The following is a 14,840-nucleotide window of genomic DNA, read 5'->3' as shown; positions in this document are numbered from 1 at the left end:
CATTCGGGTATACTTAAAGGGTTAGGACCTCTTAGGACTAACTTTCCCCCGTGGTATATGTCCGGTCCGGCTGCTTAGAACTTCACTCTTTCATTCTTGTTTAAAGGGGGGTCCATGATGGAAACAATCGGACGTCACGTTATCTCCGAGCTATGGGGATGCGACTGTGATAAACTGAACGACATGGATTTTATTGAAAAAACGTTTGTAAATGCAGCTTTGAAATCAGGAGCTGAGGTAAGAGAGGTTGCTTTTCACAAATTTGCACCTCAAGGAGTAAGTGGAGTTGTCATTATTTCTGAATCTCATCTGACAATTCACAGCTTTCCTGAACATGGTTATGCGAGCATAGATGTTTATACTTGCGGTGACCTAGATCCGAATATTGCAGCAGATCATATCGGAGATGAATTAGGTGCTGAAACAAGAGAAAACATCGAAATTCCTCGAGGCATGGGACCTGTACAAGTAAAACAGGCACAAGCCAAAGCACTGTAAACATAAAAAAGATTGCAATGGGAGCTGGCCAAAAGCATTGAATGCCTTTGTGTTATGCTCCTTTTTATATTTTTTTTTGATAAAAAATCCAACATTCCCCAGCTTGTCTATACTTTTGTTCTAGGAAAACAAAGGTTTTTTTTATAAAATAAAGAAAGAGGCATTATGGCAAAGGGGATACGTGTATGACTTTAAGACAAAAGTTTAAGCGATTCATGTCAAACCATACAGAAACATCTGACGAGCATCCAGTGTCAGAACTGAAAAGCCATTACTACAAATCGACGAATGCACAAGTTTTTCAAGCGGTGGAAACCATTCTTTCCCGAAGCGATTCTTATCAAGTGACATCTGTTTCAGCAGAACGAGGTGAAATCAGCGCAAACATACGATTGCCGAAAAAAGCCTTTCTCGTGGCGACTGTCATTTCAATTCGTCCTTTTGAAACAGCTGTCGATTTTAATGTGACAACAGAAACGGCCCTGCCAACAGATTTCGGCTATAGTCAAAAGACCGTTCTGTCCCTTTATGATGAACTAGACAAACAACTTCCAAGAATAGATCGGAGCTGATGAAATGAAATGTCCCACATGTCAGCACCTTGGCACAAGGGTGCTTGATTCAAGACCAGTAGATGAAGGGAAATCCATCCGTCGTAGAAGAGAGTGCGAAAGCTGCCAATATCGCTTTACGACGTTTGAAAAATTAGAAGAATTACCGCTGATTGTGGTGAAAAAAGAAGGGATTCGAGAAGAATTCAGCCGGGAAAAAATGCTGAGAGGACTCATCAAAGCGTGTGAAAAGCGTCCTGTCGCTTTAAAGCAGCTGGAGGATGTCTGCTTTAATATCGAAAAAGAATTACGCAATCAAGGCATGTCAGAGGTGAAAAGCGAGCTTGTAGGTGAAATGGTCATGGACGAGCTGGCGAAAATTGATGAAGTGTCTTACGTCAGGTTTGCCTCGGTTTACCGGCAGTTTAAAGACATCAATGTCTTTATTGATGAATTAAAAGATCTATTAAAGAAAGAACGCTAAAAAGAGCTGGAGATTCTTCATGCTCTTTTTCCTGCGTAAAGCGTAAAACGTAAAAAGAGTGTACAATGGAAACAATCGCAATTCATGGGGAGGATCAGCATATGACAGAGCATTGGAAGGAAGTGCTAGCCGTCGATCCGTATGTCGTCAAAAGCGCTTCATTGCTCGGTGACATCGATAGACAGCTCATCACTCTTTTATATCAGCCGCTTATTGGCATGTCCGCTTTCAGCTTATACATGACGCTGTGGGGTGAGCTGGAACAAAATCGTATGTGGGGGAAACCTGCACCTCATCGGCAGCTCATGGTCATGCTGCAGACGAATTTAAATGATATTTTTGAGGAACGTTTAAAGCTTGAAGCGATCGGCTTACTCCGCACATATGAACAGGAAACGGAAGAAGGCAGACTGTTTACATATGAGCTTGTACCGCCGCTAAGACCAGATGAATTTTTCCAAGATGGTATGCTGAATGTCCTGCTGTACCATCGTGTAGAAAAAGCAAAATATATGCAGCTGCGTGATTATTTCTCTTATCCAGGTGTTCCTGCAGAAGCAAAGAACATTTCACGGTCGTTTGAAGAAGTCTTTCACGTATTGCAGCCAGGCGAACGCAAGATGACAGAAGAAATTCATCAGGCGTCATCGCTTGAGCAAGGCTATGAATATGTGACCGTTGGATCGAGTCAGCCGGCACCGCTCTCAGACGAATCCTTTGATTTCGATCTATTATTAGCCGGTATGTCTGATATGATGATTCCGAGGAAGGCTTTGACAAAGCAGGTAAAAGAAACAATTAAGAAGTTAGCTGTTGTATACGGCATCACCCCGCTTCAAATGCAAAATATTGTAGCAGGTGCATGCGGTTCGGATCAAATGATCTCAACAGAAGAGCTGAGAAAAGCGGCAAGAGACTGGTACCAAATTGAATACAGAGGCGAACAGCCAAAGCTGATTGATCAAAAACAGCCAAGACACTTGCGACAAGATGCTTCAAAGACGCCGGCAGCGGATACTCCAGATGCAAAATTGATTGAAAAACTGGATCATATTTCGCCTAGAGAGCTGCTAAAAGACATGGCAGATGGCATTGAGCCAACGTATGCCGACTTAAGAATTGTCGAAGATATCATGCTCGAGCAGCAGCTAGAGCCAGGTGTCATGAATGTTCTCATCTACTATACATTACTTAAAACAGATATGAAGCTGTCAAAAACATATATGCAAAAAATCGCCGCTCATTGGGTGAGGAAGAAAATCAAAACCGTAGCAGCGGCCATGAAAATTGCCAAAGAAGAAAACAGACAAATGACAGAGTGGGCGCAGCAGAAAAAGCAGCGCAGCCCATATGGTACAGGAAAAGTTGTCCGGGAAGAGAAACTGCCTGACTGGATGAAAGAAACTGAAACAAAAGAACAGCCGGCAAAAGAGCAAACGGACAATCTGTCTACAGAAGACCTCGAACGAGAAAAAGAAAAACTGTTAGATCAGTTTAAAAATATGAAAAAGTACAATGCACATTAAGGTGAGGTGAGATGGGATGAAACCGATCGGTCGTTCATTTGAACAGCTAAAAGGACGAGTAGATTTTCGCGTGAGATACAATCAGATTAAAGAAAGTGTGTTATCTGATGAAGATGTGAAGGCTTTTTTACAGAAGCATCAAGAAGAGATACATGAAGACATGATCAATCGCAGCTTGAACCGGCTCTTTGAATATGTGCAGCAGTCGAAGGGCTGCTCTTACTGCTTAGATGACGAAAACGTTAATGCGATTTTAGATGGGTATCACCCGAAGCTTGTGATCAAAGGTCAGAGTATTGATATTGAATATTCTCCTTGCCCAGTCAAGCTGCGGCTCGATAGACAGAAGAAACAGCAAGAGCTGATGAAAAGCATGTATATTCCGCAAAATGTCCTTCAAGCGACGTTCGCTGATCTGAACGTTGTGGGGAGACAAGAGGTCATTCAAAAAGTAGGTCAATTCCTCCAAAGCTATGATGAGACTGGAAAAGGAAAAGGCTTGTATTTACACGGAAAGTTTGGAGTAGGAAAAACGTATATACTGGCAGCTATTGCGCAGCAGCTAGCGGAGAAAGAATACCCATCTCTCCTTGTTTACGTGCCTGAATTTGTAAGAGAGTTAAAAAATTCATTAGCCGATCATACGCTAGAAGAAAAGCTGAATATGGTCAAGTCCACTCCTATTTTAATGCTTGATGATATTGGGGCAGAATCGATGACAAGCTGGGTGCGGGATGAACTGCTCGGTACGATCTTACAATACCGTATGGCAGAGCAGCTGCCGACATTTTTCTCTTCTAATTTCTCACCAAACGAGCTGAAGCATCACTTTACGTACTCACAGCGGGGAGAAAAAGAAGAGGTCAAAGCCGCTCGTTTAATGGAACGGATTCTCTATTTAGCAGAGCCAGTGTTGCTCGAAGGAGAAAACCGCCGTCATTTATAAAAGCGTATGTCACCTGAAGGAGGAGCAAATGAAATGAACAAAAGAAAATGGCTGCTTTTTCTTGGGATTGGCATTCTTGCTGCTGCGCTGTGGTGGCTGAATAAACAGCATCTTCAGCTGGCGCCGAAAGATGTGAAGAATTGGGTGCTTCAATTTGGGATGCTGGCTCCCTTTGTTTTTCTTTTCTTATCTCTTTTCCGCCCGTTTGTTCTCGTCCCAATTACGGTCTTTTCTTTGGCGGCAGGTTTGGCATTCGGCAGTGTCCTTGGGACGATTTATGCCCTCATTGGAGCGACAGCCGGGGCAACAGGCTCTTTCATGATTGCTTCAACCTTTCGTGCGAAAAAGAAGGAAACGGAATCAAACAGCCGAAAGCTGAAAGCGGTGACGTCCCGCATTCAGGAGCATGGATTTCTTTATATTTTGTTATTGCGTATTGCACCTATTCACTTTGATTTTGTCAGCTATGCGGCAGCTGCTTCACGTGCAAATTATCGTGCATTTGTGACAGCCACCTTTTTAGGCTTAATACCGGGTACAATTGCGTTAAATGTTCTCGGCTCAAGCTTTGTCAGCGGCAATTATGCCGCCTTAGTGGTTGTTTGTTTGATTTATTTGATCTTTATCTCTGTTCCACTCATTTTAAAAAGAAAGATGCCTGATTTATTTTAGGCGTCTATTTTTTATGTTCCCCCCATATATATGTAACAGATGTCGTTAGGGGGGACAAACATGCTTGAAATAATCTTTGAAGATGAATATGATACCGCCGCTTTTTTACATCTTGCTGAACACTTAGACAGTCGGCATCACATGTCAATTCAACAAGGGAAAGACCGGCTTCTCATAGAGGCGAAGGAATCCGAAGAAGCACTTGAGCACATTGTGCGGCCATTATTGGTTCACTTTTTTTTGGAATGCAAAGAAAATGAGCGCATGCGCAGCATCCTTGAAAACACCTATTTGTTTAAAGATCCTGAAGAGCAGCACCAAATTCTTTCCATCGCACACAGTATCATGAACGGGGATTTAGATGATATTCCCGGCATTCAGCAAGACCCGTCAAGAGAAGCCCTTTTAAAAAAGGAGCTTGAAGCGATTTCTTTACAGCAAGGCGTTTTTTCAATTGGTTCATTTATGACATTTAGGCTGTCAGAGTATGACCGAAGGCTGAAGAACTATGTTGAAGTGTCCATTGAAGAATACAAAATGGAGCAGGAGTATCAAAATTTCATTCAATCGCTTCGAGACTATGTGATGGCAAGAGAGCCTAGGCTCGAAAAAGTACATGTTGTGCATCAGGACCGCCTGGTGATTTGGGAATTTCGCTACGCTTCTGAGCGTGATCAAAAACAATACATAGACAGACAATTTGTAAGAGAGCATCCAATGTATATTGATTCGCAGCTGATTGCACCGCTTGTCTCCATTGCACCGCAAAAAATTGACCTATTTACAAATGATACAGGTCACTCGATGGTGCAAACCATTCAAAATATTTTTCAAGAAAGGGTCGAGGTGTTCCCGTCTCATTCATTCCAAGAGCAGAATGTTCAATTTGTACATGCTCATTTCAACAAGAAAAGTGAAAAGCTTTCTTGATTTTCACGAAAAAACGTTTTATAATACGGTGTAACTTCATACAGAGACCGTATTGATAAGGACATGAACAAATGAACACCCGCTTAAAGAGAGGGAAGCCGCGGCTGAAAGCTTCCTAGCAGAGGACCATTTGCTTTACCACCTTTGAACATCAGCTGTGAAATTTTAGTAATGGCTGACGGGAATTCCCGTTATCGAACCGCAAGCCGTATTTGCTTATGAAAAAGCAAGCTGCAAATACGGGAAAAAGGGTGGAACCACGATTCCGTTTATTCAACCTCGTCCCTTTCCAGGGGGCGGGGTTTTTATATTGCCAAAAAAAGGAGTGACCAGAGATGTCAGAACAAATTCAACTTACATTTCCAGATGGAGCAGTCAAGGAGTTTGACAAAACAGCTACAACAGAAGACATCGCGGCATCAATTAGCCCGGGCCTAAAGAAAAAAGCACTTGCCGGTAAATTGAACGGTAAAGAAATAGATCTGCGTACGCCGCTATTAGAAAGTGGAACAATCGAGATCATCACAGATAAAAGTGAAGAAGCACTCGACATTATGCGCCACAGCACAGCTCATTTGCTAGCGCAGGCGATCAAACGTCTGTATGGAAAAGAGCATCACGTTCAGTTTGGCGTAGGTCCTGTCATCGAAAATGGCTTCTACTACGATGTAGACATCGATGTTGCCATCACACCTGAAGACTTACCAAAGATTGAAAAAGAAATGAAGAAAATCATTAACAGCAATTTGTCAATTGAGCGAATTGAAGTATCAAGAGAAGAAGCGAAAAAGCGCTTTGAAGCGATTGGTGATGAATTGAAGCTTGAGCTGTTAGAGGCGATTCCAGAAGGTGAAGCTGTGACGATTTATGAGCAGGGTGAATTCTTTGACCTCTGCCGCGGGATTCACTTGCCGTCTACAGGGAAAATCAAAGAATTTAAACTGTTAAGCCTTGCCGGTGCATACTGGAGAGGTGACAGTAACAACCAAATGCTTCAGCGTATTTACGGAACAGCTTTCTTCAGCAAAGAAGATTTAAATGAGCACTTACGTCTGCTGGAAGAAGCGAAAGAACGCGATCACCGTAAGCTTGGAAAAGAGCTGAAACTGTTTGCGAATTCCCAAAAGGTTGGTCAAGGTCTTCCGCTTTGGCTGCCAAAAGGCGCTACAATCCGCCGCGTCATTGAGCGTTACATTGTCGATAAAGAAGTGCGTCTTGGCTATGAACATGTGTACACACCAGTTCTTGCGAGTGTTGAATTGTATAAAACATCAGGACACTGGGCGCATTATCAAGAAGACATGTTCCCAGTAATGGAAATGGACAACGAAGATCTTGTTCTTCGTCCGATGAACTGTCCGCATCATATGATGATTTACAAAAACGAGCCGCACAGCTATCGCGAATTGCCAATTCGTATTGCAGAGCTTGGTACAATGCACCGCTATGAAATGTCAGGTGCTTTATCCGGCCTTCAGCGTGTTCGCGGTATGACATTAAACGATGCACACATCTTTGTTCGTCCAGATCAAATCAAAGACGAGTTCATCCGTACAGTTCGCTTAATTGAAGAGGTGTATCAAGACTTTGGCTTGAATGACTACACATTCCGCTTATCTTATCGTGATCCGGAAGATACTGAGAAGTATTTCGATGACGATGCGATGTGGAATAAAGCACAATCGATGCTGAAGGATGCAATGGACGAGCTTGGTCACGACTACTATGAAGCAGAAGGCGAAGCGGCATTTTATGGGCCGAAGCTTGATGTACAAGTGAAGACAGCTCTTGGAAAAGAAGAGACATTATCCACTGTACAGCTTGATTTCTTACTACCAGAACGCTTTGATCTCACATATATCGGAGAAGATGGAAAGCACCATCGTCCAGTCGTCATTCATAGAGGCGTTGTTTCTACAATGGAACGTTTCGTTGCCTTCTTAATTGAAGAGTACAAAGGAGCCCTTCCAACATGGCTGGCACCTGTACAATTCCAAGTCATCCCAGTTTCACCGTCTGTTCATTTAGACTATGCGAAAAAAGTACAAGAACGTTTGCAGCTTGAAGGTCTTCGTGTAGAGCTTGACAGCCGCGATGAAAAAATTGGGTACAAAATTAGAGAAGCGCAAATGCAAAAGATTCCGTACATGCTTGTCGTCGGAGATCAAGAAGCAGAAAATGGCGCTGTCAATGTAAGAAAATACGGGGAACAAGATTCAGAAACAATGGATCTTGAAGCCTTTGTGAAACATGCAGTAGCAGAAGCAAAGAAATAATAAGCACAGCCAGTGATTCTCTTTAGGTCACTGGCTTTTTCTTTTTGGAGAACACCTCCACTAGTGATCCAATTCCTAAAAAGAGACGTTTAGATAGTACAAAAGTAAGGGTAAGTATGTACTATTGGTTCGAGACAAATTGGGGGAATGAAAGCGATGATGCAAACAACAAACAATTTATCGTCACATGTATTGGAGCAATCAGCTGTTCTTCGTGCATTAGAGCACTCGCTGGCAATGATTGAATTTAATGTGACAGGTGAAGTTCTATGGGTGAACGATATTTTTGCAAAAGCCATGGGATATTCTAAAGAAGAGATGATCGGTCTTAAACATAGACAGTTCTGTCCTCCGCATATTACAGAACACACGAGCTATCATATGTTTTGGAAGCGTTTGAGAGAAGGTCAAGTCTTTCAGGAAAAAGTGCAGCGGATCACAAAAAACGGCAGCACCTTATGGCTTGAAGCGACATATTCACCTGTTCAAGATGAAGAAGGAACTGTAGTGGGTGTTGTGAAAGTGGCAACAGATATTACGGAGAGAGAACATACAATGAAGCAAGTCGTAGAAGACTTAAAGGAGATGTCTGCAAAATTAATGGAACGAGCAGAAGTTGGCATTCAGCATAGTCAAAGTGTCAATGCCTCCTTTGATCATATAGCAAACGAAACCGATCAAAATATGAGCTTGCTAAAAGGATTAACCGAGCAGGTAGAGTCCATCAGCTCCATTGCTGCAAGCATTAACAGCATTTCTTCACAAACCCAGCTGCTCGCCTTAAATGCGGCAATAGAAGCGGCACATGCGGGTTCCTATGGAAATGGCTTTAGTGTAGTGGCAGCAGAAATTCGAAAGCTAGCGACAAATTCAAAAGAAGCGATCGTTAAGGTAGATCAATAAGTGAAGGCGATCCATGCAGAAGTAGAGAAAGTCAGCAGCGGAACAAGCCGGGCAAAGACAACCGTGTTTACTAACCGGGATCTTGTAAAGCAGGCAAGTGAGGAATTCATTATTGTAGGAGAAGCAGCACGCGACTTAGACCGGCAAGCGCAAAGTCTAGCGGCAATCATTTAGCTCTAAGAATACAAAAACACCCAATCTCGTCAGGAGAAGGGTGTTTTTTGTTCTATTTTAATATATCAAACAATTCATGTAAGTCTTTGATTTCGTAATCAGGCGTCACATCTGTTTCATTTTTCTTGTCATGGCGATTGATCCAAACCGTTTGGATACCAACGCGAGATGCGCCGAGAATATCTGTTTTTGGATTATCTCCAACCATGATCACTTCGTCTTTTGTTAAATTTAACAGCTGAAGGCAATGCTCAAAGATACCAGGATCGGGTTTGCCTTTTCCGTAATCTCCTGAAATCACAATTTCGTTAAAATAAGGGGCAAGCTCAGGAACACCTGCCAGTTTTTCCTTTTGAAGGCTAGGATCTCCGTTTGTTAAAAGGAGCAATTCGTAGCTGCCTTTCAGGCGGTTTAAAACAGGGTATGTTTCTTCATAGACATATGGGCGTTTTCTGCGTTCTGCTGCAAAGAAATCAGCCAAATATTGTCCAAATGCCTCATCGTCAATTCCCGCTGTCTTTAAGCCGTTGGTCCAAGCGTTTTTACGATACTCTGGTGCAATGGCGTTCAGCTTCTGAAAGCCTTCGCTAATCGGTTCACTAAAATTGGACCACAGTCCTTCGAAAGGATTAATGCCGATCATGACAGTATAATCATATGTTTCATAGGAAGAGTACAGCTTTCTTGCTTCTTCACGTACAATCTGTTCAAACGATTCTGGATCGAGTCCATATTTCTTTTCCGCTTCCCGGCAAGTTTCCTGAAAAGTTGTGTGAATGCTTTTTTCGTCCCAAAGCAAAGTATCATCTAAATCGAAAAATACGGCTTTCATGATCTTCTCCCTTGTTATGTATGTGTTACCTTCAATTGCAAGTGACAGGCTCATGTTCATTTTACAATAGAAGAAGAGGCCAATAAAGAAAAGATTTGAGAGATCTTTGATCATTGACCGCACATGATAGAATAGAAAGACAGTAGAGAAGACATACATCAATTGAGGTGGCCGGTTTGCTTCATTTAATTATCATGATGATCGAGCGTGTAGGGATCATCGTTATTCTAGGATTTGTGCTTGCTCATGTGAAGGGCTTTCGCAATCTATTGCTACATAATCAAGGATTTCGGAAAAAGGCAATCCTTGTCTTCATTTTTGCTTCTTTTAGCATTATCAGCAATTACACAGGAATTGAAATCCAGCAGCAAATTGTCATGAATCATGAGTTTTCTTATCATCTCGGCTCGTCAAGCTCTATCGCCAATACGAGAATTATGGGGATCGAAATGGGCGGTTTGATCGGGGGGCCGTTTGTAGGGATTGGTGCAGGGCTTTTAGCTGGAATTCATCGCTATTCCCTTGGAGGAAGCACCGCGCTCAGCTGTGCGATTTCTTCCATTTTAGCCGGTGTCATTGCAGGTTATGTCGGCAGCAGGTTTAAGCGGAGGAATCGAATGGTGACACCTCGCCAAGCAGCTTTTTTTGGTGTGGCGATGGAATCATTACAGATGATCATTATCCTTCTGTTTGCAAGGCCATTCGCCGATGCATGGGGGCTAGTCAGTATCATTGCCCTGCCGATGATTTTTGTGAATGGAATCGGTAGCTTTATCTTTTTATCTATTTTACAGTCAGTCATTCGGCAAGAAGAGCAGGCAAAGGCGATGCAGACGCATCGTGTATTTTTGATCGCCGATCAAACACTGCCTTTTTTCCGCCAAGGGTTAAATGAACAGTCTTGTAAAAGTGTGGCGGAGATCATTCATCGGTTGACTGAAACAGATGCGGTCTCTTTAACAGATACAGAAAAGATTTTAGCGCATGTCGGAGATGGAACAGATCATCATATTCCATCTAAAAGCCTGATTACGGGGCTGTCGAAACAAGTCTTGATGAGCGGCAAGATTATGAAGGCACATTCGAAGGGCGAAATCAATTGTTCCGTCGCTCATTGCCCTCTTGAAGCCGCAATCGTGCTGCCGCTCACTTCTAACGGTCAAACGATCGGGACGTTAAAAATGTATTTCAATTCTCCGGTCGGATTAAGCAGGGTGGAAGAGGAGCTTGCAGAAGGTTTGGCGATGCTGTTTTCCACACAGCTTGAGCTTGGAGAGGCGGAAACTCAAAGCCGCCTGCTAAAAGATGCAGAGATCAAAGCTCTTCAAGCACAAGTGAACCCGCACTTTTTATTTAACGCCATTAATACCATCTCTGTTTTATGCAGAACCAATGTGGAGATGGCAAGGAAGCTGCTGCTGCAGCTGAGTATTTATTTTCGCTCAAATATGCAAGGTGCCCGTCAGCTCCTGATTCCAATGCATAAAGAGATTCAGCATGTAGAGGCATATTTGTCACTTGAACAAGCGAGGTTTCCAAATAAATACCATGTGACCTTTCAAATTGAAAAGGAGCTGGAGCAGGTGATGATTCCGCCCTTTGTGCTTCAGGTGCTTGTTGAAAACGCAGTGAGACATGCTTTCCCTAAACATCAAACGAATTGTGAAGTCATCGTATCCGCTTTGATGAACGATGGACATGTCTATATGAAAGTGGCAGATAATGGACAGGGGATCGAAGAGGACAAGAAGGGGCAGCTATTAAAAGCGCCTGTTGAATCTCTAGAAGGAACGGGTACGGCCCTTTATAATTTGGATCAGCGGTTAAGAGGGATTTTTGGCAGGCAAGCCGCTTTATCCATTCATAGTGACCAAGGCACTGACATCTCATTTCGCATTCCAATGGATTATGTAAAAAAGGATGATTCTCGTTGATGAAGGTATTAATCGTAGATGATGAAGTGTTAGCAAGAGATGAATTAAAATACTTATTACGAAGAACGAAAGAGGATGTTCAAATAGAGGAAGCAGAAAATATAGAATCGGCTTTTGACCGGATGGTCGATCATAAGCCGGACCTGCTCTTTTTAGACATTGATTTATCTGGTGAAAACGGATTTGATATTGCCAAAAGGCTCAACCGGATGTCTAATCCGCCAGCGATTGTATTTGCGACAGCCTTTGATCAATATGCGCTAAAGGCGTTTGAGGTAAGTGCGCTTGATTACTTAACAAAACCATTTGACGAAGAGCGGCTGCTCCAGACCATCCAAAAGTTTAAAAAATGGAAATCCGTTGAAACGCAAGAGCATCAGCTGCCAGATGAGAAAATACCCCACCAGCAAAAATTAGCGATCTTAGTCGATGACTCAATTGTGATCCTGCAAGTGGAAGAGATCATGTATGTAGGACTCAGCGAGGGGAAAAAGGTTGTGAAAACAAAGGATCACATGTATGAGGTCACAGAACCGCTGGTGGTCATTGAAAAGAAACTTCCTGAGGCTTACTTTATGAGGGTCCATCGCAGCTATATCGTGAATACCTCTCATATGAAAGAAGTACAGCCGTGGTTTAATTCGACGTACAATCTGCATATGACAGACGGGTCCATCATTCCTGTCAGCCGCACATATGCCAAAGAATTAAAGAAGTCACTCCTGCTAGAGTAGGAGGGCTTTTTTTGTTTGTATTTCAATACTCGTTTTTTGCATTTCAGTCATTGAATTCAGCGAGTTTTATTGTAAACGCTTCATTCATTTATTTCATGTCTTATACTGAGGGCAGTCGAAGAAAGAGGTGAAGGGGCATGAGTGCCACGAAAGTATATGGATTTTTATCTCAAGCATTTATTTTTGCAACCGTAATGTTCGTTTCTAATCTCATTTCAATGTATTTACCGATTCCGATGCCCGCATCCGTGATTGGTTTGGTTCTATTATTTGTTTTGTTAACAACGAAAATCGTCAAACTGGAGCAGGTGGAGCAATTAGGTACATCATTGACAGGACTCATTAGCTTTCTATTTGTTCCCTCTGGGATATCAGTTATTCAATCACTAGGTGTCATGCAAGAAGTAGGTGTGCAAGTAGTCGGCGTCATTATCATTGCAACCATTATGCTACTTGCAGCGACAGGGCTGTTTTCGCAGCTTCTCATGCAATTATCAGAAAGACCACAGAAACGTAAAGAGACAAAGGAGAGTAAATCTGCTCCTTCTCATTCAAATAAACCAGCTTCAAGTACGCATTAAAGGAGAGATGCAAAATGGGTACAAGTACAATGAGTCCTTATTTTGGCATTGTCGTCTCATTAGTCGCTTTTGGAATAGGGACATTCTTATTTAAAAAATCAAAAGGTTTCTTCTTGTTTACCCCGCTGTTTGTGGCGATGGTACTGGGCATTTTATTTTTGAAAGTTGGCGGTTTTTCCTACGCAGATTATAATGAGGGCGGCAAGATTATCAAATTTTTCTTAGAGCCTGCCACGATTGCTTTCGCTATCCCGCTTTATAAGCAGAGAGCCTTGCTTAAAAAATATTGGTGGCAAATTTTATCCGCTATTTTTGTAGGTTCACTTTGTTCCATTACGATCGTATATCTCGTAGCAAAAGGAATTCATTTAGATGCGGCTGTGATGAAAAGCATGCTTCCACAAGCAGCGACAACAGCGATTGCTCTCCCGATTGCAAAAGATATTGGCGGAATTGCAGATATCACAGCCTTTGCGGTCATATTTAATGCCGTCATTGTCTATGCACTAGGTGCCTTCTTCTTAAAATTGTTCCGCATTAAAAACCCAGTGGCAAAAGGTCTTGCACTTGGTACATCAGGACATGCACTTGGAGTTTCTGTTGGAATTGAGATGGGAGAAGTAGAAGCAGCTATGGCAAGTATCGCCGTTGTGGTCGTAGGAGTTGTGACCGTTATCGTCATCCCAATCTTTATGCAATTGATTCTTTGATGGCGTCATTGTGTGAAAAAGCTTGCCCAATTCGTCTCATCATGTTACACTGAAAAAGTTGTTTCAAGAGTTCCGTTACTTGACGGACAAATGAAAATTGTGTAGAATAGTTAACGAATTGAATAGATATCACAAGCAGAAGCACCCGCTTCTCACCTGATTGACACATGTTTGTAGTTGACAGGTTGACCGTACATTTATTTTTTCATGCAAATGTTCGCAGTGTGGGTGTTTTATATGCCCACACTTTTTTGTTTGCCTGTAAAACATACAACGAAATGGTCAAAATGAATTGTGAACTCAATTCAAAATCTCATGGAGGTGGCTCACTATTAGCAAAGATCAATTAGTTAATGAAGGTATTCGTGCGCGTGAAGTTCGTTTGATCGGACAAAATGGCGATCAGCTTGGGATTAAAACCCGCCAGGAAGCTCTGGAAATTGCTGCTAAAGCTAATCTTGACCTTGTGTTAGTTGCTGCAAATGCAAAACCACCTGTTTGCCGAATCATGGACTACGGTAAGTTCCGATTCGAACAGCAGAAGAAGGAAAAAGAGGCACGTAAGAATCAAAAAATCATTAGCTTAAAAGAAGTTCGGTTGAGCCCGACAATCGATGAACATGATTTTAACACGAAGCTCCGTAATGCAATCAAATTCCTTGAAAAGGGAGATAAAGTGAAAGCTTCTATCCGCTTTAAAGGCCGTGCGATTACGCATAAAGAAATCGGACAGCGCGTGTTAGACCGTTTCTCTGAAGCTTGCGCTGAAGTAGCAACAGTAGAAACAAAACCTAAGATGGACGGACGCAGCATGTTCCTCATGCTTGCACCAAAAGTCGAAAAGTAAAGTAACAGAGGGAGGAAACATCCAATGCCAAAAATGAAAACTCACCGCGGATCTGCTAAACGTTTCAAAAAAACAGGTTCTGGTAAACTTAAACGTTCTCATGCGTACACAAGTCATTTGTTCGCTAACAAATCTACAAAGCAAAAACGTAAATTGCGTAAGAGCGCAATCGTAAGTGCTGGAGATTTCAAACGTATCAAACAACAACTTGCAAACATCAAGTAATTTGGAATAGGAATCAT

General features: G+C 42.4%; 15 protein-coding genes, 1 pseudogene and 2 other annotated features. Of the genes and pseudogenes, 15 read left to right on the top strand and 1 reads right to left on the bottom strand.

Going from position 1 to position 14,840, the window contains the following annotated elements; translation table 11 throughout:
- The first annotated feature begins 117 nt into the window (after positions 1-117).
- The 9 genes and pseudogenes from speD to MHI08_RS12990 all read left to right on the top strand — a co-directional run bounded on the left by speD (position 118) and on the right by MHI08_RS12990 (position 8,960).
- Positions 118-498, top strand: a complete 381-nt coding sequence (gene speD / locus MHI08_RS13030; protein WP_003216492.1) for an adenosylmethionine decarboxylase — start codon at positions 118-120, stop codon at positions 496-498.
- Positions 499-683: 185 nt separating this feature from the next.
- Positions 684-1,070 carry a hypothetical protein gene (locus tag MHI08_RS13025; protein WP_024425708.1) on the top strand — a complete coding sequence of 129 codons (387 nt, stop codon included), beginning with the start codon at positions 684-686 and terminating at the stop codon, positions 1,068-1,070.
- 4 nt (positions 1,071-1,074) lie between these two features.
- Positions 1,075-1,533, top strand: coding sequence for a transcriptional regulator NrdR (gene nrdR, locus MHI08_RS13020; protein WP_003216720.1), 459 nt, complete (start codon positions 1,075-1,077; stop codon positions 1,531-1,533).
- A gap of 101 nt (positions 1,534-1,634) precedes the next feature.
- A complete protein-coding gene (locus MHI08_RS13015; RefSeq protein WP_056768328.1) occupies positions 1,635-3,059 on the top strand; it encodes a replication initiation and membrane attachment family protein in 1,425 nt (474 codons plus the stop codon).
- Positions 3,060-3,075: 16 nt separating this feature from the next.
- A complete protein-coding gene (gene dnaI / locus MHI08_RS13010) occupies positions 3,076-4,005 on the top strand; it encodes a primosomal protein DnaI (protein ID WP_024425710.1) in 930 nt (309 codons plus the stop codon).
- A 33-nt stretch (positions 4,006-4,038) separates the two neighbouring features.
- Positions 4,039-4,677, top strand: coding sequence for a TVP38/TMEM64 family protein (locus MHI08_RS13005; protein WP_025092250.1), 639 nt, complete (start codon positions 4,039-4,041; stop codon positions 4,675-4,677).
- Between the two features lie 60 nt (positions 4,678-4,737).
- Entirely contained in the window at positions 4,738-5,607 is an 870-nt protein-coding gene (ytxC, locus tag MHI08_RS13000) for a putative sporulation protein YtxC (protein WP_024425712.1), read from the top strand.
- Positions 5,608-5,650: 43 nt separating this feature from the next.
- Positions 5,651-5,897, top strand: a binding site (T-box leader).
- A 45-nt stretch (positions 5,898-5,942) separates the two neighbouring features.
- A complete protein-coding gene (gene thrS, locus MHI08_RS12995; protein WP_248351553.1) occupies positions 5,943-7,883 on the top strand; it encodes a threonine--tRNA ligase in 1,941 nt (646 codons plus the stop codon).
- A 156-nt stretch (positions 7,884-8,039) separates the two neighbouring features.
- Positions 8,040-8,960: pseudogene (locus tag MHI08_RS12990) on the top strand (methyl-accepting chemotaxis protein).
- 52 nt (positions 8,961-9,012) lie between these two features.
- On the opposite strand, the gene MHI08_RS12985 reads toward MHI08_RS12990, so the two are convergent.
- Positions 9,013-9,792, bottom strand: a complete 780-nt coding sequence (locus tag MHI08_RS12985) for an HAD family hydrolase (protein WP_163114891.1) — start codon at positions 9,790-9,792, stop codon at positions 9,013-9,015.
- Between the two features lie 176 nt (positions 9,793-9,968).
- Here MHI08_RS12985 and MHI08_RS12980 point away from each other — a divergent pair, with 176 nt between their 5' ends.
- The 6 genes from MHI08_RS12980 (at position 9,969) to rpmI (ending at position 14,823) form a co-directional block, all read left to right on the top strand.
- Positions 9,969-11,726 (top strand): sensor histidine kinase, encoded by a 1,758-nt coding sequence (locus MHI08_RS12980; protein WP_163114890.1) that lies wholly within the window; start codon positions 9,969-9,971, stop codon positions 11,724-11,726.
- Positions 11,723-12,460 (top strand): LytTR family transcriptional regulator DNA-binding domain-containing protein, encoded by a 738-nt coding sequence (locus MHI08_RS12975; RefSeq protein WP_163114889.1) that lies wholly within the window; start codon positions 11,723-11,725, stop codon positions 12,458-12,460. Before MHI08_RS12980 ends, MHI08_RS12975 begins: the two co-directional genes overlap by 4 nt.
- Positions 12,461-12,597: 137 nt before the next feature.
- Positions 12,598-13,041, top strand: coding sequence for an antiholin-like murein hydrolase modulator LrgA (gene lrgA, locus MHI08_RS12970; RefSeq protein WP_024425718.1), 444 nt, complete (start codon positions 12,598-12,600; stop codon positions 13,039-13,041).
- A 14-nt stretch (positions 13,042-13,055) separates the two neighbouring features.
- Entirely contained in the window at positions 13,056-13,751 is a 696-nt protein-coding gene (lrgB, locus tag MHI08_RS12965; protein ID WP_024425719.1) for an antiholin-like protein LrgB, read from the top strand.
- Between the two features lie 127 nt (positions 13,752-13,878).
- Positions 13,879-14,010 (top strand) — a sequence feature (ribosomal protein L20 leader region).
- A gap of 72 nt (positions 14,011-14,082) precedes the next feature.
- A complete protein-coding gene (infC, locus tag MHI08_RS12960) occupies positions 14,083-14,598 on the top strand; it encodes a translation initiation factor IF-3 (RefSeq protein WP_024425720.1) in 516 nt (171 codons plus the stop codon).
- A gap of 24 nt (positions 14,599-14,622) precedes the next feature.
- Positions 14,623-14,823, top strand: a complete 201-nt coding sequence (rpmI, locus tag MHI08_RS12955; RefSeq protein WP_003216324.1) for a 50S ribosomal protein L35 — start codon at positions 14,623-14,625, stop codon at positions 14,821-14,823.
- The last annotated feature ends 17 nt before the right edge of the window (positions 14,824-14,840 follow it).

It is taken from the genome of Bacillus sp. FSL M7-0791 (genome assembly GCF_038627085.1).
GTDB classification, from domain to species: Bacteria; Bacillota; Bacilli; order Bacillales; family Bacillaceae; genus Bacillus; species Bacillus safensis.
The sequence above is the reverse complement of the archived record's forward strand: the minus strand, read 5'-3'. Positions and strand labels throughout refer to the sequence as shown.